The organism is Microbacterium sp. CCNWLW134, assembly GCF_037083565.1.
In the GTDB taxonomy this organism is placed as follows: Bacteria; Actinomycetota; Actinomycetes; order Actinomycetales; family Microbacteriaceae; genus Microbacterium.
The window spans coordinates 24,538-43,514 of the sequence record NZ_JBAOJU010000002.1 but is presented as its reverse complement, the minus strand read 5'-3'; the positions used below and the strand labels follow the sequence as shown (position 1 = coordinate 43,514).

The window sequence follows — 18,977 nt, the reverse complement described above, 5'->3', positions numbered from 1 at the left end:
TGTCAACAATCAGACGCCGTCAGCCCTGGACGCCGCCCGCCGAACGCGCCAGGCTGGCACCGACACCACTCGGGAGGATCCATGTTCACCACCGACCACGCTTTCCCCGGCTTCAGCGTCGACGACATCGAGGCAGCGCGCCGCTTCTACGGCGACACGCTGGGCATGACGGTCTCCGACAACGACATGGGCTTCCTCGTGCTCGACGTCGCCTCGGGCGGCCGGGTGCTGATCTACGACAAGCCGAATCACGAGCCCGCGAGTTACACGATCCTGAACTTCCCGGTGCGAGACCTCGGCGCCGCCATCGACGACCTAAACGCGCGCGGAGTGAACACGAAGATCTACTCCGACGACGAGTTCCCCACCGATCACCGCGGCATCGTCCACGCCACCGACAACGGGCCCGACATCGCCTGGTTCCGAGACCCGGCCGGCAACGTGCACGCCGTCTTCCAAGACGACGATCTGCCCGGATGACGACCGCGCTGCCCGCCCCGCCGACGCACCCGCCGCTCTTCGACGACGACTTCTCGCGCGGGCTCGACCCCGAGCGGTGGGTGGCGCACTACCTCCCGCACTGGACGACGCCCGACCGGTCGGAGGCGCGCTACGCCCTCAGCGGCACCGGGCTGCAGCTGCGCATCGACGCCGATCAGCTCGACTGGCGACCCGAGGACGCGCCGCTGCGCGTCTCCAACATCCAGACCGGCTCGTTCTCAGGTCCCGTCGGGTCGACGATCGGCACCCACCGCCACCGCGACGACGGTCTGACGGTGCGCACCGAGACGCCGTCACGCCTGCTGTGGGCGCCGACGTCGGGTCGGGTCGACATCACCGTCTCGGCCTCGCGCGACCCGGACTGCATGCTCGCCGCGTGGTTCGTCGGCACCGAGCACCTCTCGGCCGCCGACGCCGGCGAGATCTGCGTCTTCGAGATCGACGCCTCCGCGATCGGTGACTCCACGACTGCGCGCACCGGCATCAAGGCGCACAGCGACCCGCGGCTCACGAGCGACATGAGCGAGGTGACGCTTCCGTTCGACGCCTCGCGCCCGCACACGTGGACGGCGATCTGGGGCGACGGCGAGACGGTGATCGGGTGCGAAGGGAAGGTGATCAAACGGATGCCGCAGGCCCCCGCCTCACCGATGTTCCTGCTCATCGATCTGTTCGAGATCGGACCGCCTTCGGGCGCCTATCCGAAGTCGGCGACGGTGCACCGGGTGCGCGCGTGGGACGGGGGAGTCAGCTAGCCGGGTCGACTACGGCCGCGGCCACGCCGCGGGACCGTCGGTGCCGGCGGGGTACTCGTCCAGCGGCACCTCGCCGCTGCGCCACGCGTCGAGCACGGGCTGCACGATCCGCCAGCACTGCTCGGCCGCGTCGCCACGCACGGCGAGCATCGCATCGCCGTCGAGGATTCCCGACAGCACCTCGGCATAGGCCTTGAGAGTTCCCTCGCCGAGGTCGGCGATGAGCGGGGCGCGTTCGAGTTCGAAGGCGTTGCCGTCTCCGCTGACGTTCAATTCGAGCGTCATCCGGTCGGGACCCAGCGCGAAGCGGAGCACGGTGGGCTCCGTGCTCCCGGTGAGACCGTCGGGCAGGTGGCGCACCGGCTTGAACCGCACGATGACCTCGCGCTCGGCGTCATCCAGCGCCTTCCCCGACCGCAGGGTGAAGGGCACTCCCTGCCACCGCGCGTTGCGCACCTCGAAGACGACCTGGGCGAGCGTCTCGGTGTCGCGTGCCGCGTCCACGCCCGGCTCATCGACATACGACGGGAGGGGGCGCGCCTGCACGACGCCGGCGGTGTAGCGCGCGCGGCGCGAGGAGGCCACCGGATCGTCCTGCCAGACGTCGGTGGCGCGGAGGACCGCGCCGGTCGCCTCGCGGAAGTCGATCTCCGACAGAGACGCCGGGGGCTCCATCGCGACGATCGCGAGCACCTGCAGGAGGTGGCTCTGGATCATGTCCACCAGCGCTCCGGCGTGGTCGTAGTACCCGGCCCTGCCCTCGAGCCCGAGGGTCTCGTCGTAGCCGATGAAGATCGACTCGATGTGCTCGGCCGACCACACCGGCTCGAGCACCCGGTTCGCCAGGCGCGCGCCGAGGATGTTCAGGGTCGTCGAGCGGCCGAGGAAGTGGTCGATGCGGAAGACCTGCGACTCGGGGACGATCTTCGCGACGGTCTCGTTCAGGGCGCGGGCGGTCTTCTCATCGCTGCCGAACGGCTTCTCGATCGCGAGGATGAGGCCCTCGGGAACCTCCAGCCCGGTCAGCGCCTGGCACGCGCGCTCGGTGATCGCCGGCGGCACGGCGAAGTACAGCGCGACCCGGCCGTCGTTGCCGCTCATGAGCGCGGTGAGATCGGCGGGGTCGGTGATGTCGGCTCTCGTATAGGTCGTCGCCGCCACCGAGGGGAAAGCCTTCTCCGATCCGGTCGTGGCGAACGACGCCTTCACGACCTCGCGCCAGTGGTCGTCATCCCAGTCATCCATTCCCGCGCCGCGGAGGTGGATCCGGCGGTCGGACTCACGGGTGAGCAGCTGCCCGAGGGCGGGGAGGAGGAGCCTCGAGGTGAGATCTCCGGAGGCCCCGAGGATGATCAGCGTGGTCAGGTCGGTGGCCGTCTTCTCCGCAGCGCTCATGCTCGCCACCCTAGTTCGTCGATGGGGCTTCTCACCGCGAAGAAGAGGGGGATGCCGGGACTCCGGCATCCCCCCTGGCGCGGCGCCTCAGGCGGCCAGCGCCTCCCGCAGCTTGACGCGTGCCCCCATGCGCAAGAGCGAGTTCTCGTAGATCTTCGCGCCGACGAGGATCGCGCCGACGCAGGTCGCGGCGAGGATCGCGAGCGACACCAGCGGCTCCCACCACTGCGCCTCGCCGAGGAAGAGTCGCATCGGCATGCCCACGGGTGCCGAGAACGGCACGTAGGACATGATCGTCAGCACCAGCGAGTTGTCGTTGAAGAAGATGACCAGGAAGTACGGCGCCATGATCAGCATGGTCAACGGCGTCGTGGTCGACCCGATGTCCTCCTGCCGCGACACCATCGCCGCCGCCGCGGCGAACAGTGCGGCCAGCAGCACGAAACCGAAGAGGAAGAACACGGCGAACCAGGCGATCGGCGCCCCGAGGCCCTGCAGCAACGCGGTCTGGTCGGTGACGGTGAGTCCCACGACGGCGACGGCGGCGAGCACCAGGATCTGCCCCACCGCGAGGACCGTGTTGCCGATGACCTTCCCGGCCAGAAGGGCGCGTGTCGGCACGGCCGAGATCAGCAGTTCGACCACGCGGGTCTGCTTCTCCTCGACGACGCTCTGTGCGATGGTGCCGCCGAAGAGCGACGCGGCGAGGAGGAACACGATGCCGAACCCGAGGGCGACGAAGTAGCGCAGGAGGGGGTTGGTCTCATCCGGGTTCAACAGCTCCACGGGCGGCACCTGCGCCAGGGTGAGCATGAGGTCGGTGGGCGGACTCGAGTCGGCGATGATGACGAAGCCGAGCGGCGACGACGAGTCGCCCACGACCGCGGCGTCGACGTCACCCGAGGCGACGAGATCCTCGGCCTGGGCGCGGTCGCTCACGTCGGTGACCTCGAACCCCTCGACGCCCTCGACGTACTGCGACGCGTTGCTGGTGACCGCGACGGGCGTGCCCGACGAGTTCCCGGCGGTGAAGCCGCCCCAGATCACCAGGGCGAGCGCGCCGAGGATGAGGATCGCGGTGGAGATGACGAAGGCCTTGCTGCGCAGCTTCGACCCGATCTCGCGCTCGGCGACCAGCCACACGCTCTGCGCGGTGCTGGGTGCGGTGGGCAGCGTGGACGTGCTCACTGGATGACCTCCTTGAAGATCTGGGCGAGGGTGGGATGCTGCGGAGCGAAGCTCGCGACATCTCCCTGGGCCACCGCGCGGCGGAGCACCCGCTGCGCGGCTTCCTCGGAATCGACGTCGAACACGGCGTACCCGCCGTCGAAGTCGACGACGTTCACGCCGGGTTCGTCGCGCAGCCACCCGGCGTCGCCGGCCGACACGAGCTCGTACCGGTGGGCCGAGTGCTCCGCGCGCAGGGCGTCGCGGGCGCCGGCGGCGCGCACGCGGCCACCGGCGATGATGACGAGGTCGTCGCACAGGCGCTCGACGACGTCGAGCTGATGCGAGGAGAACAGCACCGATGTGCCGGCCGCGGCCCGCTGCTGCAGCACGCTCGCGACCACGTCGACCGCGAGGGGGTCCAGCCCCGAGAACGGCTCGTCGAGGATCAGCACCTCGGGCTGATGCACGAGAGCGGCGGCGATCTGGGCACGCTGCTGGTTTCCGAGCGACAGCGTCTCGATGTTGTCGTCGAGGCGCTCGCCGAGGCCGAGCTCCTGGAGCAGTGCGGTGGCGCGGGCGGTGGCGTCGGCCTTGGAGAATCCGTGGAGGCGCGCGAGATAGACGATGTGCTCGAGCACCTTCATCTTCGGGTACAGCCCCCGCTCCTCGGGCATGTACCCGAAGCGGCGGCGGTCGGCGGAGGTGACGGGAGATCCATCGAGCGTGACGGTGCCGGCATCTTTGCCCAGGACCCCGAGGACGATGCGCATCGTCGTGGTCTTGCCGGCGCCGTTGCCGCCGACGAAGCCCGTCAGGCGTCCGGGGCGCACGTCGAACGACACGTCGTCGAGCGCGCGGCGGCCGCCGTACGCCTTGGTGATGCCTCTCAGTTCCAGCATGGGTGCTCCTTCTGGTCGGGACCGGCGGGGGATGACATCGACGCTACGGAGAACGCCGCGCCGTGACATCCGTCCCCAGGCGGGTTCTGCGCTCGCTCGGCCCTCCCCCCTGCGGGGGATCCCTCGACATCGAGAGAAAAATTTCCATACGCGGGAATACATAAGGGATGCCGCGACTTTCACCCTCTTGGAATGTCCGACGGCGGTCTCCCGCCGGGAGACGCCATCTATGGAGGAGAACTCAATGAGCAACCGCACCATCGGGTACATCGTCGGGAGCATCTCGTCGACGTCGATCAACCGGCGCCTGGCCGAGGCGCTCGCGCGTCTTGCCCCGGAGGGCACGACCCTCGTCGAGATCCCGATCAAGGACCTGCCGTTCTATTCGCCCGACTACGACGCCGACTACCCCGAGGTCGCCCGCGACTTCAAGCAGGCGCTCGCCGACGTCGACGGCGTCATCATCGTCACCCCCGAGTACAGCCGCTCCATCCCCGGCGTGCTGAAGAACGCCCTCGACTGGGCGGCGCGCCCCTGGGGTCAGAACTCGTTCGACGGCAAGCCCACCGCCGTCATCGGCACCTCGCAGGGCGGCATCGCCACCGCTGCGGGCCAGCAGCACCTGAAGGCCATCCTCAGCCACTTCAACGCCCCGTCGCTCGGACAGCCCGAGGGCTACATCCAGACCACCCCGGGTCTGTTCACCGACTCGGGTGAGGTCACCAACGACGAGACCGCCGCGTTCCTCGTCGGCTACCTCGAGGCGTTCAACGCCCTCGTCGACCGCTACGCGCACGAGCTCGTCAGCGCCTGACGCATCCCCCCTTGACAGCCCCGGCTCCGCTTCGGCGGGCCGGGGCTGTCGCTCTTCCGGCCGGGGTCTCGAGGGGCGAGGATGGCTATCGACGTCAGGGCGACGCCGAGGGGGATCTGTGACCGGACGCATCATCATCGACCTGTTCGTCTCGCTGGACGGTGTCGCCCAGGCGCCGGGGGCGCCCGATGAAGACCGATCGGGCGACTTCCCCTACGGCGGCTGGCAGGAGCCCGTGATGGGCGAGATCGAGGGGCGCGAGATCGCCCGCGGCATCGACGAGATGGACGCGCTCGTGCTCGGGCGGCGCACGTACGACATCTTCGCCGCCTACTGGCCGCACCACGTCGAGGGCGACGGCGCCGGCCGCATCGGCCGGAAGTTCGCCGCGATCCCGAAGTACGTCGCGTCCCGGGGTGCCCCCGCGCTCGCCTGGGAGGGCTCGACGCTTCTGGGTGACGATGCGGTGGCGGGCGTCATCGCGCTCCGCGAGGTGCACGAGAGCATCCACGTCATCGGGAGCGTCGACTACGTGCAGTCCCTCCTCGCCGCGGAGGCCTTCGACGAGCTCCGGCTCTACACCTACCCGGTGGTGATCGGTCGGGGCAAGCGGGTGTTCCCCGAGGGGGCGACGCCCGCGACGCTCGCGCTGCTCGGCGATCCGATCGTGTCCGAGAAGGGGGCCGTGCTGCTTCGCTACGCCCCTGCCGGCCCGCTCCGCACGGGAGAGATGGGCGACTGACGCGCTCTCAGGTGAGGCCGTGCCGGTGGGCGTAGACCACCGCGGCGACCCGGTCGCGGGCGCCGAGCTTCTGCAGCACGTTGGAGACGTGGGTCTTCACCGTGGCCTCGCCGATGAAGAGCCGCTCGGCGATCTCGGCGTTGCTGAGTGCCTGCGCGACGAGGCGCAGCACCTCGGTCTCGCGATCGGTGAGCTCGACGACGGGTGCGGCGGGCGCGGCCTCGGGCGCCGCCGCCGTCGGCCCGGACGAGGAGATTCGGTCCAGACGCGGACGATCCGACGCGAAAGGTCCGCCGCTCGGCCGATCCTCCTCGACCGAGGTGGGCGCGGCCGGGCGCGGCGCCGCGTTCAGGGCCGAGTCCGCGCCGCCGGCGAACCGCTGGATCACCCGGCGCGTGACCTCGGGGGCGAGCAGCGCGTCGCCCGCGGCGGCGACCCGCACCGCGTGGACGAGCTCCTCGGGCCCGGCGTTCTTCAGCAGGAATCCGCTGGCCCCCGCCGACAGCGCCTCGAAGAGGTAGTCGTCGCGGTCGAAGGTGGTCACGATGAGGACGGCAGCCTCCGATCCCGCCTCGACGAGGGCGCGGGTCGCGGTGATCCCGTCCATCCCGGGCATCTGCACGTCCATGCAGATCACGTCGGGAGAATGGACGGATGCCGCGGCGACCGCCTCGGAGCCGTTCGCCGCCTCTGCGACCACCGCGATGTCATCCTCGGATTCGAGGATCATGCGAAAGCCCGCCCGCATGACGGCATGGTCGTCGACGAGGAGGACGCGGATCATCGGATCGCTCCGGTCGTCACGGCAGCGTCATCCCTCGGCGCCGCCGGGGGCGCGGGGGGAAGCGGCACGTGCACCCGCACCCGGAATCCGCCGCGCACGCGGGGCCCGGCCTCGAGCGTGCCGCCGGACGCGGCCGCGCGCTCGCGCATCCCCACGAGCCCGAGACCGGGTCGCATGGGTGTGGCCACGCGGCCGGTGTTGGTGATCTCGAGCTCGACCCCGTCCCGCTCGAATCGCAGGCGCACGTCGGCACGCGCGTCGGGCCCGGCGTGACGCCGTGCATTCGTGAGCGCCTCTTGGGCGATGCGGTAGAGGTTCACCTGCACGACGTCGGGCAGGGGTCTCGGGTCGCCGATGACGGCGTAGGTGGTCGGCAGTCCGTTCTCGTCCGCGTACGCCACGAGGTCGTGGAGATCCTCGACCGAGAGCGTCGAGCCCTCGGTCGACCCGCCGTCCGGTGTCCGCAGTGTCTCCAGCAGCTGGCGGAGCTCATGCAGAGCCGAGCGGGCCGAGGTCTCCACTCCCGCCAGCGCCGTCCGCGCGGCATCCGGGTCCTTCTCGATCACCGCGCGCGCGGCCCCCGCCTGCACTCCCATCGCCGAGACGTGGTGCGCGACGACATCGTGGAGCTCGCGGGCGATCCGCACCCGGTCGAGGGCCACGGCCTGGGCGGCGGTGACTTCCCGCTCGCGCTCGAGCTCTGCGGTGCGCTCCTCCAGCGCGCCGCGCTGAAGGGCCGAAGCGTACGCCCGGTCGCCCATGTACCAGGCGCCGGCGAAGAAGGCCATGTTCACCAGGATCTGGATGAGGGCGTACGCGGCGAACGGCGAGAACGCTCCGGCCATCGACGGCCCGTCGGGGTCGGGGTCGGCGGTGTCGAGGTAGAGGGTGGCGAGGAGCCAGACGAACATCCCCACCGTGACGAGGGCGCGGATGACGACCGCGCGTCGTCGGTCGCGGACCCAGGCGCCGACGCCGTAGAAGGCGATGAACAGGGCGATCTGGCCGACATAGAGGTCGGAGACCCGCAACGAGCCGCCGGCGTAGAACACCGCCGCGACGATCACGAGGCAGAGCGTGGGAAAGCGCCGACGGAAGGCGAGGGGCGCGCTGAGGGCGACGGAGTACACCAGAGCCGTGCCGAGGCCGGCCGCCTCGCCCTGGTAGAACCCGGCGACCAGTCCCAGCCACGAGCTGAGGATCCCCGACAGCAGCAGCCCGGCCGCCAGAAGCACATCGCCGCGCGGCGGGATCCAGCGCGTGGCCGGAGAAGGGAGGGCGTCCGACATGCGTTCCACGGTAGGCCAGACACGCCGGCGCGACATCCGTCTCACGGGGGAGCCCGCGCGACGGGTTCCGGTCAGGTGAGGCGGACGATGTCGGCACGCGCCGCCCGGATGAGGGTCTGCACGCGGTCGCGAACCCCCCACTTGGCCATCACGTTGCCGAGGTGCGTCTTCACCGTCGCTTCCGACAGGTGGAGCTCGGCGGCGATCTCGGCGTTGGACATCCCCCGTCCGAGGAGGACGACCACGTCGCGCTCGCGATCGGAGAGCTGCTCGTGGTCGGCGAGCGACTCGACGGTCGTCGGCCCCGCGCCGTCGCGGATGGAGGAGATGAGCTCTGTCGTGACGCTCGGGGAGATCACCACCGAGCCGTCGACGACGTCGCGGATGGCGGCGACGAGCTCGTCGGGATCGGTGTCCTTCACCAGGTACGCGCTCGCCCCTGCGCGAAGGGCCGGCACGACGTAGCGCACCGACGAGAACGTGGTCACCGCGATCACGCGGATCTCGGGGAAGGCCTCGTGGATGCGGCGGGTGGCCTCGACGCCGTCGACGCCGGGCATCTGCATGTCCATGAGCACGGCGTCGGGACGCAGTTCGGCGCAGAGGTGCACCGCCGCGGCGCCATCGGCCGCCTCGCCGACGACCTCCATGTCGGGGGCGCTGCGCACGAACACCGCCAGCGCGTGACGCATGAGGGCCTCGTCGTCGACGATGATGACACGCAGAGACGCGGGAGCGGCGGTCGGCACACGGGCAGTCTATGGGCCGGGGCGGAACCCGGGTCCGACGAAAGTCGGAGGGGAACGGCGACCTTCGACTGCTGCGCCGCCACGGCTCGACCGCGAGGATGGAGGCATCGACTTCTGAGGAGGAGATCATGGCACCGACGCCGACCCGCCCCCTGCCGGACTTCGCCAGCGTCCTCGGTCGCGGTCCGCTCGCACCGCTGGCGTTCTGGAGCACCCTCTGCAACCTGTTCGGCGGCACCTGCTGAGTCGCCGGCGCCCGGGGACAGCTGCCCGGGCATAATCGGGGGGATGGCTTCCCACGCCTCCACCCCTCGCTCAGCCGGCAGCGGCGCCGCCGGCTGGCGTGACATCTGGCGCATCACCCCCCTCTCCCGCGTCGCCGCACGAGTGGTGGTGGCGCTCGTGGTCGCGATCATCGCTCTCGAGATCGTCGTCGCCGTCATCGACGCCGGGGCCGAGCCCCTCACCACCACCGTCGCCGAGATCCTCATCACCGCGTGCTTCGCCCTGTTCGCGGTGCACCCGCCCACCGCGACGCTCGTGCTCCTGGCCGGCGCCTCCCTGGCCCTCGGGCGGACGGGCGCCGAGCAGACCCTCCTCGCGCTCGCCGTGGCATCCGGATTCGTCGTCGCCACCTGCTCCCGCATCCTTTCTCTCGTCTACGGCGCGGGACTGGTCGTGTGGATCCTCATCGTCATCGTCTTCTCTCCCGGTGCGATTCCCGGCACCTGGATCGTGGTGCTGGCGATCCTCGCCGCCGTCTCGGCCGTGATCGGGTGGTCGGTCAGGCGACTCCGCGAGCGCACGAGCGCGCTGTCGACGGCGCTCGAGCGCCGCGAGCGTGCCGCCGAGGACGCCGCCCGTGTGGAGCGCCAGCGGATCAGCGATGAGCTCCACGACGTCATCGCTCACGAGCTGACGATCATCTCCATGCACGCGAGCGTGCTGGAGCGCACCGACGACAGCGCGATCCGCAGCGAATCGGAGGCGGCGATCCGGGATGCCGCGCGGCAGGCCCTCGCCGATATCCGGCGTCTGCTCGATCTCACCGCGCCGTCGGACGGTGAGGAGGGAGACGGCGGCCGGAGGCGGCTTCGCTCGACGCTCGGCGACGTCGAGCGTGAACTGCGCGCGCTGGGAATGACCGTCGACGCACGCGGCTTCGATGCCGCCGGCTCGCTCTCGCCGACGGTCGACATCGCGCTGGCCCGCGTCCTGCGGGAGGCTGCGACCAACGTCGCGAAACACGGTCGCCCCGACGGTGCCGTCGAGATCGCCCTTTCCCTCGAGGACGGCGAGGCGACCCTCGCGGTCGTCAACCCCGTGGGTGGGGGGTCGGCGCGCACCCGACTCGCCCTGCCTTCCGGCGGCTACGGCCTCGCTCGGATGCGCGAGCGGATGCGCGTGCTCGGCGGCTCGCTCGACGCCTCACCGATCGATGACGGGTGGCGGGTGCAGGCTCGGCTGCCCCAGCGCTGACACGGCGCCGAACCCTTTCGCTCCACCTTTCGTCGGAGCCGGCCTCCGACGCCGGTCGCGGCGAGGTTCGGTCGTCCGGGCGATGTGGCCGGGGGGTGCGCGGCCGGATTCTGAGGGCATGACGACGCCCATGCTGACCGGGACCGACCGCTACGGCGGACGGATCACCGAGATCTACGACCTGATGTATCCCGACCTCTTCGGGGACTTCTCCGGTCTGCTCGACTACCTCGCTCGCCGGGTGTCGGGCCGCCGGGTGCTGGAGTTCGGCGTCGGCACCGGACGACTGGCCTTCGTCCTGGCCGACGCGGGCTACGACGTGACCGGCATCGACGCCTCGCCGGCCATGCTCGAGGTCCTCCGCGAACGCGACGCCGACGGCCGCATCGATGCGCGCCTGGGAGACTTCACCCGCGACCGGGTGGACGGCGAATACGACCTGGCGATGGTGATGGTCAACACCCTCTTCTTCGCCACGAGCCTCGACGACCAGATCGCGGTGTTCCGCTCTGCGCACGACGCGCTGAGCGACGACGGCGTCTTCCTCGTCGAGACCTTCTCGCCCTCGGTCTACCACGCTCAGCGCGCGCCGCTCGTGCAGATGCGCCAGCTGGATGTCACCACGGTGATGGTCGAGCAGTACACCGTCGAGCCCACCGCGCAGCTGCTCGTCGCCGAGCACACGGTGCTCGGTCGGGGGGAGCCGTTCACCTTCACCCACGTCTTGCGCTACGCCTTCCCCTTCGAGCTCGACGCCGTGGCGCGCGCCGCCGGCATGGAGCTGGCCGAGCGGAGTGCCACGTGGCAAGGGGCGCCGTATGTCGATGGCATGGGGCGCTGTCTCTCCCTCTACCGCAAGGCCGCCCGATGATCGGCGAGAACGGGCAGCGACTGCTCGAACGGGTGCGGCCGCTCCTGGAGGCGATGGGCCGCCGCGTCGACGAGGTCACCGAGGCTTCCCCGATCATTGGACGCAACCTCAACGGCGAGATCGTCTTCGACGACGGCGACCGGGTCTTCGTCAAGCAGCTGGGAGGCATGGCCGCCGGCGAGCGTCACGCGCGCAGCGTCTCGTTCCATGACTGCGTGCGTCTCGCCGATGCCGGCGCCGACCTGCGGGCCCCGGCACTCCGGGCCGCGCATGCCCCGTCGGTGTCGCTCGCGTACGAGTGGGTCGACGCCCGCTCGACGTTCGCACAGTCCATTCGCGAGGTCGAGGCCGAGACGGACGAGGTCCGTCGCGCCGGACGCTGCGTCGCCGCCCTGCACTCGCTCGAGGTGATCGATCCCGACGCCATCGACCGCAGCCGGCCGATGTTCCCCCCGGCCGGGCCCAACGCGATGTCACGCGAGACCTTCTACGGCTCCACGATGGGGCAGCTCGACATGTGGCGGTTCATCCAGCGCGACCAGCCGCTGCTGGACGCCCTGAATCTGCTGGTGGATCGCTCCCGCGACGGCCGGCGCACCCCGGCGCACGGCGACCTGCGCGCCGACCAGATCTTCCTCACCGCCGAGGAGGCGTTCATGCTCGACTGGGAGGAGTTCCGCCTGGGCGACCCCGCCCGCGATGTCGGCGCCATGCTCGGCGAGGTCTTCTACCACCGGCTCCGCCGCACCATCGTCGACGCATCGATGCACGCCGACGAACTCGACGACGCCGACGTGGTGCGTTTCGGGTCGGAGGCGATCGACACCTCGCGGCCGTTGGCGCAGGCCTTCTGGCGCGGGTACCGCGACCGCGTCGCCGACGACATCGTCGACGCCGCGTTCGTGGACCGCGCGGTGAGCTACTTCGGCTGGCAGCTGTTCGACCGCTCGCTGGCCTCCGGTACCTACTTCGGTCGCGTGTCGGCGCTCGATCGGGCGCTCGCCGGGATCGGGCGGGAGGCGATCGTCGGCTCCGACCGTTACGGAGCGGTGCTCGGCCTCGACGACCTCAGCACCCAGGAGGTGACGGCATGACCGACCGTGCGACTCCGATCCGCCGCGAGTGGCGTCTCGATCCCGGGGTGGAGGCGCTCATCGCGGCGACGACCGTGGCGTACCGCGACGACGAATGGATCGTCGACTGCGACGGGCACGAGCTGCGGGCGTCGTCGCAGCGCGGCCTCGAACACGCCCTCGCCACCCACCTGTACACGCGGCACCACGCGGGGAGCACACCGCAGCACGCCGATGACTTCGTGCCGGCGCTGCAGAACGACCACGTCTTCGAGGAGCGCCTCGTCGCCGCATCCGCTTCCCTCTCCCGTGTCGAGAGACTGACTGCGATCGACACGGTCGACGGCGCCGAGGGCGGCGCGATCGTGCTGCTTCAGGGGGTGCGGGTCTTCGTGCCCGGCACCGTCCGCCCGGGCCGCGGCCGTGTGCGCATCGACGCCGAGCTGCCCTCGCTCGCCCCGCGCCTGTCGATCGGGTTCCTCTTCTTCACCCCGCGCATCGGCGGGGGCGGTGGGGGGAGGCCGCTGCGGGTCTACCGGCATCTCCGCAACGCCGACGAGGCGGTGTCGGTGTGGGCGCGCTTCACCCGGTGGGCCGAGGACAGCGGCGCACCGCTGCGCGCGAAGGTGATCTCGCAAACCTGGAGCTTCCCCCGCAACGACGCCCTCGTCGTCTACCTGCCCGCCGAGAGCTGGGCTCTCCTCGACGAGGTGGCCGAGGTCCTGCGCGCCGACGACGAGACTCCCGTCTCGATCTTCGCGCGACGGATCGCACCCGGCGTGAGCGTCGCGTGGGAACCGATGGACCTCGCCGCGGGCCCGGGACGCACCAGTTTCGGAGAGCACCGCGCCGCCGCCGTGGCCCAGGGCGTGGTGGCCTCCGCCGACGGCAGCAGCCCCACGGCGCGCGTCCGTGAGGCGCTCCTGGCTGCGAACGTCGACCCGCGCGCGGTCTTCCAGAATCTCGACTCGCCCCCGTGGGAGTGGCGGGTCGGTCGGACTGGCGACAGTCGCCAGAGCGGGAGCGGAGACGCCGCTTCCGTCACCACAGAGAGAAAGGAGCAGTGAATGGATGCTGCCACGCAGTCGCTCATTGCCGGTTACCGCTCGTACGCCGGAGCGGCCGACCTCGTCGAGATGACCGAGGCGGCCCCCGCCGCCACCCCGGGCATCCTCAGCTTCATCGCCGCCTCCAGCGCCGCCTGCGGCACCGCCACCTCCATCGTCAGCGTCGGCGGAACCTCGTTCACCGTCACCTACGGCTGCTGACCCCCCAGGAAAGGAAAACCCGCATGTCACACACCCAGTCGCTCGTCGCCGGTTTCAGCGCCTACGCGCAGGCATCCGAGCTGTCCGCCCTCACCGGCGAGGCGGCCCCCGCCGCCACCCCGTCGACGGTGAGCGTGTTCCTGACCGCCTCCTCGCCCGAGTGCGTCGCCTTCTCCATCGGCGCGAGCGCCGGCGCGGTCACGAGCACCGGCGTCACCATCACCGCCGGCTGCTGATCGCTTCGCCCGCCGCCGCGGTGTCAGCGCCGTCGTGCTGAGGCGCCGGCGCACGTGCCGCGGCGGCGGGCGAGACCGATCCATCGACATCTCGAGAGGAAGAACCGACATGGTGGAACAGGCACAGGGCGTGCTCGCCGACGGCACGCGCGTCGCGGCCCTCCGGGTCCCCGGTGCGCGAGCCCTCGGGGTGAGTGTCGCCGTCGCGGGCGGGTTCGCCGACGACTCCGCTGCCGGCGCCGGACGCGCGCACCTCGTGGAGCACCTGCGCCACCACCACGCCGTCGACGCATCATCGCAGTTCATCGATGCCGCCGTGCTCTCCGCGGGCGGGCTCTCCAACGCCCAGACCTACCCGTTCCACACCGAGTACTCCTTCCTGGTGCCGGCAGACGATCGTCGCTCGGTGCTGGACTGGATCGGCCGCGCCCGCGGGCGTCTCGAGCCGTGGCGGGCCACGCCCGCCGACCTCGCCCGAGAGATCGACCTCGTCCGCCGTGAGGTCGCCGAGCGGGCCGCCCGTTCGCCCCTCGCCGGGTTCCCCTGGTGCACGGCGCTCTCCGGCATCGCGGGCGGCGATCGTCCACAGGATGCGCTGAGCGACCTCGCCGGGCTCGACGATGTCAGCCTCGCCGACCTCGACGGCGGGCGCGTCGACCCTCGGTCCGCCGCGATCGGGATCGCCGGCGACGTCGATCCGGCAACGATCCTGGCAGACCTCGACGCCTCGCCCTCGGTCACGGCCGCGCCGTTTCACCCGCTCTCCTCCCCCACCCCGAGGGAGATCTCCCTTCGGCGGATCGGTCTGGGAGCGCCCGCACGCTCCGACATCCGCCTCATCGACCTCACGCAGCCGGGCGTCTCGCGCGGACTTCTCATGATCGCCACCCGCATTCTGAGCGCGACCTCCGGCAGCGCCTGGCGGAGCGGACTCTTCGGTGAGCTGCTCGGTCCCGACGCGGCCCTCGTCCTCGCGACGCAGATCGGCGCGACCGACGACGGCGTGTTCCGTCTTCCCACCCCCCTCTCGGGCGCGCGAGCCCATCACGCGGCCTTCGAGCCGGCGCGTCGCGGCGCGGCCCGCGCCATCGATGAATACCTGTCGGGCACCGGTACCGCGAGCGCGCTCGTCGCCCGCGACGTGCTCGCCGGGTTCGATGTCGTCGCCGACCGCTCGGCCGTCGCCGATGCGGCCGAACACGACGTGATCGACCTCTGCGCCCACATCCTGCAGGAACCCTCCGGCCGCGTGGTGTGGGAACCGGTGGTCACCCGCCCGGGAGCGGAGGCCGCGGCATGAACACCGTCCTCGGACCCACCGCCCTGACCGTCGTGCGCATCGATCTCGACCTCGCCGTGCCCGCCGCCGAGCGCGCCGCCGCCGGTGACGCCGTCGCGCGATCCCTCACCATGACCGGCCTCGCGCACGACGGGGTCACCGTGACCGACGACGGCGTCGCCGTGGAGGTCACGCTCGATGCGCCAGACGAAGAGACCCGCCTCGTGGCCGCGCTCGCCGCGTGGCGGGTGCACCTGAGCGCGCTGCCGTCGCGCGGCGCGCCGCTCCCTCTCCTGTCACTGTCGGCACGCGCCGACGCCCTCACCGCCGAGCCGACGGAGGTTCCCGTCACGGCTCTTCTCCGCCACGCCCCCGCCCGCGTCGTGGTCGGGCGTGGCGACGCCGCCGTCGCCACGTCGACCGCCGATCTCGAGCGCCGCCTCGCGGAGGTGCTCTCCGTACCCGCGCGCCGCTCGGCGGGGTACCGCCCGACTCGCGCCGGCACCTCTGCCGCCCCGCCCGCTGCCGACGCCGTGCCGCGACGTCGATGGGCCCGCCTGGGCGGCCCGGAGGGCGCCGGCATCCTGTCCCTCGCCCTGGTCCGCCACACCCGCAGGACCCGGCCGCCGCGCTCGCTCGCCGAGCACCTGGCCGACCGCGTGATCCTGGCCGCCTTCGCGGCCGACGCCGACGGCGTCCTCGCCGCCGAGGTGCGCAGCACCGGCCTCGCCTACAGCCCGGTGGCCGAGCTCCGCTCCGCCACCGACCCCGCCGTCCTCGTGGTCGAGGCCGAGGTTGCTCCCGGTGACGAGGACGCCGCCGACGCGGCTCTCGCGCGGGCGCGGGCGCGGTTCGTCGCGACCTTCGACGCCGCCGCCGCGCTCGCGCGGGCACGCGGACGCACGCTCGTCGAGGCCGACTCGCTGCGCGGCCGACTCGCGGCTGAGAGTCGGCGTCGCCGGCGCGCCGCGCACATCGACGCGCCCGACGCCGGTGCCGACGACGCCGCCCTTCTCGACCGGCTCGCATCGCAGGCGGTCACCGCACGCGCCGCGGAGCTCTTCCGCGCCGACGACTTCGACGCGCTCGTCCTCAGCCCGGGGGAGCGCCCCGACGAATGGGAGGAACTGTGAACATCGACGTCGGAGTGATGTACCCCGAGATGCCGGTGGCCCTCGGCCCCGTCATCCCCTACGCCGACGCCGCCCGAGGCGGCGGTCATCGGCTCTGGTTCGGTCAGTCGAACATCGTCGACTCGCATGCGACGATGGCCGCCCTCATCGGCCGCGGCTACACGATCCCCTTCGGCACAGGTGTGGTCCTGCACCCTCTCTGGCATCCGCACGGCCTCGGCATCCAGGCCCTGTCGATCGCGCGACTCTCGGGTCACTCCTACGTCGCCGGAATCGGCCCGGGCGGAACGGAGTTCCAGCAGAAGGCACTGGGTGCCCCGCTGCCGCGTCCCGCGGCGGCCACGGAGGAGTTCGCGCGTCGCCTGCTGTCCGTCGTACCGGTCCCGCTTCGCACCCACCCGCATTCCGGTCAGCCGATCGATCCCCATTTCGGAGCGGTCGAGGTCGGATTCGGAGTCCTCCGTCCCGGGATGGCCCGCGCGTCGGGGCGTTCGGCGCAGTGGGCGATCACCTGGCTCACGCCGGAGGCGTATCTCCGAGACACCCTCATCCCCGCTGCGGAGCGCGGCGCCGACGAGGCGGGGGAGCGGATGCCGCGGGTCGCCGCCATCGTCCACGTGGGCATCCGGCGGCTCGGCCGCGACCCCGACCGGATGGCGTTCCGCGCCGTGGGCGCGCACCTCACGGCGCCCCACTACGTCGACATGCTGAAGAGGGCGGGGATCGAGGTCGACGCCGCCGATCCGGTCGCCGGTGCCCGCCGGATCGTCCGAGACGAGGTCTATCTCTACGGGAGCGCGACCGAGATCGTCGACGCCGCCGAGCGCCTCGGCGACGCCGGCGTCGACGAGGTCGTCTTCAACGTCTTCGGCGTCTCGCAGGAGCACGGCACAGGTGCAGCCCTCCACGACCTGTCCGAGGTGCTCGACGAGGTGCGTCAGCGCCGCGTCCGCTCGCTCCTCCCTCTCCCCACCGAGGCACGCGCTCACACGGAGGTGACCGCGTGAGCGCGTCCGAGTACCTCCCCGCCTCCACCCCCGATCTCACCGCGCTCGAGGGTCGCCGGATCGTCGTGATGGGCACCGCCGCGCCCGGCGCGGCCTTCCTGCCGTCGTGGCTCGGCTGGATGGCGCAGGTCGCCCCCGACATCGAACTGCGGATCGTCCTCACCCGCTCGGCCCGCGCGTTCGTCGGACCCACGGCGCTTCGCACCTTCACCGGCGCCGCGCCGATCATCGACGACTGGGAGACGGCCGACGGTGCGGCTCTGCACGTCGACCTCGCCCAGTGGGCGGAGGGCTGGCTCATCCACCCGGCGACGATGAACCTCGTCTCGCGACTGGCGGCCGGCCTCTGCGACTCACCCGCGGTTCTGGCGATGCAGTCCACCCTCGCCCCGATCGTCGTCGCGGCGTCCGCCCCGCCGGGGTTCGTCGACACCCCGGTCTGGCAGAAGTACACGCGGGAGCTGGGCGACCGGCCCCATGTGCGCCTGCTCGAACCGCTGACGGGGGTGAGCGCCTTCGACCCGAGCATCGCCGGATCGCCACCGGCCATGTTCCCCCACGCGGCGTCGGTGCTGGCCGAGGCCATCATCCGGCACGACACGAAGACGGAGGTGGGGGTCCCGTGACCATGGAGATCGCCTGGGAGTACGACACCCGTGTCTGGCAGCAGCAGCTGCGCAACGAAGACGGCCGCTGGCGTCTGATCCGTCGGATCAAGGACTCCCGCGCCGACGACACGCTGCGTCGGGAGCTCTCGGCCCGGCAGCTCGAAGAGGCCTCGAAGACCGGATCGGTGCGCTTCCCTGCTCCCGAGCGCACGACAGAGGGCGCCGTCTACGCGCTCACCGGCCCCGAGCTGCTGGGAAGCCTCCTCTGGCCCGACCCCCGTGTGTCCGCGGACGAGATCACCGAGGTCATGACGACGCTGGGCGGGGCGCTCGCCGAGCTCCAGCGCGACGTCGCGGCCGCGGCATCCGTCGCCGGTATCGATTCCCCGCACCTGATCCGTCTGACCGACCATCTCGCGGCTCACCCCACCACCCACGCCGGCCTCGTCGTCGTGCAGCAGCAGGCGACGGTGGTCGAGCGACTGCGCGCGTGGCTCGCGGAGCTTCCCCGCGAAGGGGTGCTCTGTCACGGCGGGTTCACCCTCGGCTCGGTGTTCGTCGCCCCCGATCTCAGCCGCCCCGAGGTGCCCGTGGGTGATGAGCTCATGGCGTCGATCCCCGAACTGGACCTCGGATGGATGCTGGGGGAGTTGACCGAGTTCGAATATCTCGCTCAGGGCCGGGGGGCCGACCCGTCCGCCTACCCCACCGCCGCCACCGCGTTCATCGACGGCTGGAGCAGCGCGACGGGACGCCGACCCGACCGGCGGTGGCTCGATCGGGTGATCGCCCTCCGCTACTTCCTCCACCTGTGCGACTTCGCCGAGACCACGAGATCCACCGACACCGGATCGCGCAACGCCGCCTTCCTCGCCTGGCTGGTCGAGCGCGCCGACGCCCCCGCGGGGGCCTGACGAGAGGAGAT

At 71.5% G+C, this 18,977-nt stretch carries 21 protein-coding genes; 15 read left to right on the top strand and 6 right to left on the bottom strand.

Going from position 1 to position 18,977, the window contains the following annotated elements:
* The first annotated feature begins 81 nt into the window (after positions 1–81).
* Positions 82–480, top strand: a complete 399-nt coding sequence (locus tag V6S02_RS10640; RefSeq protein ID WP_336400854.1) for a VOC family protein — start codon at positions 82–84, stop codon at positions 478–480.
* A complete protein-coding gene (locus V6S02_RS10635) occupies positions 477–1,256 on the top strand; it encodes a hypothetical protein (RefSeq protein WP_336400853.1) in 780 nt (259 codons plus the stop codon). The genes V6S02_RS10640 and V6S02_RS10635 overlap by 4 nt, the downstream gene beginning before the upstream one ends.
* A 9-nt stretch (positions 1,257–1,265) precedes the next feature.
* On the opposite strand, the gene V6S02_RS10630 is transcribed toward V6S02_RS10635, so the two are convergent.
* From V6S02_RS10630 to V6S02_RS10620, 3 genes are all read right to left on the bottom strand, one after another.
* Complete coding sequence (locus V6S02_RS10630; protein WP_124291840.1) at positions 1,266–2,651, bottom strand: glucose-6-phosphate dehydrogenase; 1,386 nt, start codon at positions 2,649–2,651, stop codon at positions 1,266–1,268.
* 87 nt (positions 2,652–2,738) lie between these two features.
* On the bottom strand, positions 2,739–3,839 hold the full coding sequence (locus tag V6S02_RS10625) for an ABC transporter permease (RefSeq protein WP_336400852.1): 1,101 nt from the start codon (positions 3,837–3,839) through the stop codon (positions 2,739–2,741).
* A complete protein-coding gene (locus V6S02_RS10620; RefSeq protein ID WP_124291838.1) occupies positions 3,836–4,720 on the bottom strand; it encodes an ABC transporter ATP-binding protein in 885 nt (294 codons plus the stop codon). Before V6S02_RS10620 ends, V6S02_RS10625 begins: the two co-directional genes overlap by 4 nt.
* A 244-nt stretch (positions 4,721–4,964) precedes the next feature.
* Between V6S02_RS10620 and V6S02_RS10615 the strand changes: the two genes are divergently transcribed.
* Positions 4,965–5,534 (top strand): NADPH-dependent FMN reductase, encoded by a 570-nt coding sequence (locus V6S02_RS10615; protein WP_124291837.1) that lies wholly within the window; start codon positions 4,965–4,967, stop codon positions 5,532–5,534.
* Positions 5,535–5,652: 118 nt separating this feature from the next.
* Positions 5,653–6,276, top strand: a complete 624-nt coding sequence (locus V6S02_RS10610) for a dihydrofolate reductase family protein (protein WP_336400851.1) — start codon at positions 5,653–5,655, stop codon at positions 6,274–6,276.
* Positions 6,277–6,283: 7 nt separating this feature from the next.
* Here the strand turns inward: V6S02_RS10610 and V6S02_RS10605 are convergent, their stop codons facing one another.
* The 3 genes from V6S02_RS10605 to V6S02_RS10595 all read right to left on the bottom strand — a co-directional run bounded on the left by V6S02_RS10605 (position 6,284) and on the right by V6S02_RS10595 (position 9,098).
* The gene (locus tag V6S02_RS10605) at positions 6,284–7,060 is read right to left on the bottom strand and encodes a response regulator transcription factor (RefSeq protein ID WP_336400850.1); all 777 of its coding nucleotides are present in this window, start codon (positions 7,058–7,060) and stop codon (positions 6,284–6,286) included.
* The gene (locus tag V6S02_RS10600; RefSeq protein ID WP_336400849.1) at positions 7,057–8,349 is read right to left on the bottom strand and encodes a sensor histidine kinase; all 1,293 of its coding nucleotides are present in this window, start codon (positions 8,347–8,349) and stop codon (positions 7,057–7,059) included. The genes V6S02_RS10605 and V6S02_RS10600 overlap by 4 nt, the downstream gene beginning before the upstream one ends.
* A gap of 71 nt (positions 8,350–8,420) precedes the next feature.
* Entirely contained in the window at positions 8,421–9,098 is a 678-nt protein-coding gene (locus V6S02_RS10595; protein WP_336400848.1) for a response regulator transcription factor, read from the bottom strand.
* A gap of 288 nt (positions 9,099–9,386) precedes the next feature.
* On the opposite strand from V6S02_RS10595, the gene V6S02_RS10590 reads away from it, so the two are divergent.
* From V6S02_RS10590 to V6S02_RS10540, 11 genes are all read left to right on the top strand, one after another.
* On the top strand, positions 9,387–10,577 hold the full coding sequence (locus tag V6S02_RS10590; protein WP_141936419.1) for a sensor histidine kinase: 1,191 nt from the start codon (positions 9,387–9,389) through the stop codon (positions 10,575–10,577).
* A gap of 118 nt (positions 10,578–10,695) precedes the next feature.
* Positions 10,696–11,448: a class I SAM-dependent methyltransferase gene (locus tag V6S02_RS10585; RefSeq protein ID WP_160141336.1), complete on the top strand. Its 753-nt coding sequence runs from the start codon at positions 10,696–10,698 to the stop codon at positions 11,446–11,448.
* The gene (locus V6S02_RS10580; protein ID WP_336400847.1) at positions 11,445–12,542 is read left to right on the top strand and encodes a phosphotransferase; all 1,098 of its coding nucleotides are present in this window, start codon (positions 11,445–11,447) and stop codon (positions 12,540–12,542) included. Before V6S02_RS10585 ends, V6S02_RS10580 begins: the two co-directional genes overlap by 4 nt.
* Positions 12,539–13,588: a T3SS effector HopA1 family protein gene (locus V6S02_RS10575; protein ID WP_336400846.1), complete on the top strand. Its 1,050-nt coding sequence runs from the start codon at positions 12,539–12,541 to the stop codon at positions 13,586–13,588. The genes V6S02_RS10580 and V6S02_RS10575 overlap by 4 nt, the downstream gene beginning before the upstream one ends.
* Positions 13,589–13,789 (top strand): hypothetical protein, encoded by a 201-nt coding sequence (locus V6S02_RS10570; protein WP_141936427.1) that lies wholly within the window; start codon positions 13,589–13,591, stop codon positions 13,787–13,789.
* A gap of 23 nt (positions 13,790–13,812) precedes the next feature.
* Positions 13,813–14,025 carry a hypothetical protein gene (locus tag V6S02_RS10565; RefSeq protein ID WP_141936428.1) on the top strand — a complete coding sequence of 71 codons (213 nt, stop codon included), beginning with the start codon at positions 13,813–13,815 and terminating at the stop codon, positions 14,023–14,025.
* Positions 14,026–14,134: 109 nt separating this feature from the next.
* On the top strand, positions 14,135–15,325 hold the full coding sequence (locus V6S02_RS10560; protein WP_336400845.1) for an insulinase family protein: 1,191 nt from the start codon (positions 14,135–14,137) through the stop codon (positions 15,323–15,325).
* Complete coding sequence (locus tag V6S02_RS10555; protein ID WP_336400844.1) at positions 15,322–16,437, top strand: hypothetical protein; 1,116 nt, start codon at positions 15,322–15,324, stop codon at positions 16,435–16,437. The genes V6S02_RS10560 and V6S02_RS10555 overlap by 4 nt, the downstream gene beginning before the upstream one ends.
* A complete protein-coding gene (locus tag V6S02_RS10550; protein WP_336400843.1) occupies positions 16,434–17,444 on the top strand; it encodes an LLM class flavin-dependent oxidoreductase in 1,011 nt (336 codons plus the stop codon). The genes V6S02_RS10555 and V6S02_RS10550 overlap by 4 nt, the downstream gene beginning before the upstream one ends.
* Positions 17,441–18,070 carry a flavoprotein gene (locus V6S02_RS10545; protein WP_141936436.1) on the top strand — a complete coding sequence of 210 codons (630 nt, stop codon included), beginning with the start codon at positions 17,441–17,443 and terminating at the stop codon, positions 18,068–18,070. Before V6S02_RS10550 ends, V6S02_RS10545 begins: the two co-directional genes overlap by 4 nt.
* Positions 18,067–18,966, top strand: coding sequence for a hypothetical protein (locus tag V6S02_RS10540; RefSeq protein WP_336400842.1), 900 nt, complete (start codon positions 18,067–18,069; stop codon positions 18,964–18,966). The genes V6S02_RS10545 and V6S02_RS10540 overlap by 4 nt, the downstream gene beginning before the upstream one ends.
* Positions 18,967–18,977: the final 11 nt, after the last annotated feature.

Coding starts and splice junctions, on each gene's coding strand:
- V6S02_RS10635 (WP_336400853.1), top strand. CDS start 477: ATGACGACCGCGCTGCCCGCCCCGCCGACGCACCCGCCGCTCTTCGAC.
- V6S02_RS10565 (WP_141936428.1), top strand. CDS start 13,813: ATGTCACACACCCAGTCGCTCGTCGCCGGTTTCAGCGCCTACGCGCAG.
- V6S02_RS10555 (WP_336400844.1), top strand. CDS start 15,322: ATGAACACCGTCCTCGGACCCACCGCCCTGACCGTCGTGCGCATCGAT.
- V6S02_RS10570 (WP_141936427.1), top strand. CDS start 13,589: ATGGATGCTGCCACGCAGTCGCTCATTGCCGGTTACCGCTCGTACGCC.
- V6S02_RS10600 (WP_336400849.1), bottom strand. CDS start 8,349: ATGTCGGACGCCCTCCCTTCTCCGGCCACGCGCTGGATCCCGCCGCGC.
- V6S02_RS10630 (WP_124291840.1), bottom strand. CDS start 2,651: ATGAGCGCTGCGGAGAAGACGGCCACCGACCTGACCACGCTGATCATC.
- V6S02_RS10585 (WP_160141336.1), top strand. CDS start 10,696: ATGACGACGCCCATGCTGACCGGGACCGACCGCTACGGCGGACGGATC.
- V6S02_RS10575 (WP_336400846.1), top strand. CDS start 12,539: ATGACCGACCGTGCGACTCCGATCCGCCGCGAGTGGCGTCTCGATCCC.
- V6S02_RS10640 (WP_336400854.1), top strand. CDS start 82: ATGTTCACCACCGACCACGCTTTCCCCGGCTTCAGCGTCGACGACATC.
- V6S02_RS10620 (WP_124291838.1), bottom strand. CDS start 4,720: ATGCTGGAACTGAGAGGCATCACCAAGGCGTACGGCGGCCGCCGCGCG.
- V6S02_RS10560 (WP_336400845.1), top strand. CDS start 14,135: ATGGTGGAACAGGCACAGGGCGTGCTCGCCGACGGCACGCGCGTCGCG.
- V6S02_RS10590 (WP_141936419.1), top strand. CDS start 9,387: ATGGCTTCCCACGCCTCCACCCCTCGCTCAGCCGGCAGCGGCGCCGCC.
- V6S02_RS10605 (WP_336400850.1), bottom strand. CDS start 7,060: ATGATCCGCGTCCTCCTCGTCGACGACCATGCCGTCATGCGGGCGGGC.
- V6S02_RS10615 (WP_124291837.1), top strand. CDS start 4,965: ATGAGCAACCGCACCATCGGGTACATCGTCGGGAGCATCTCGTCGACG.
- V6S02_RS10580 (WP_336400847.1), top strand. CDS start 11,445: ATGATCGGCGAGAACGGGCAGCGACTGCTCGAACGGGTGCGGCCGCTC.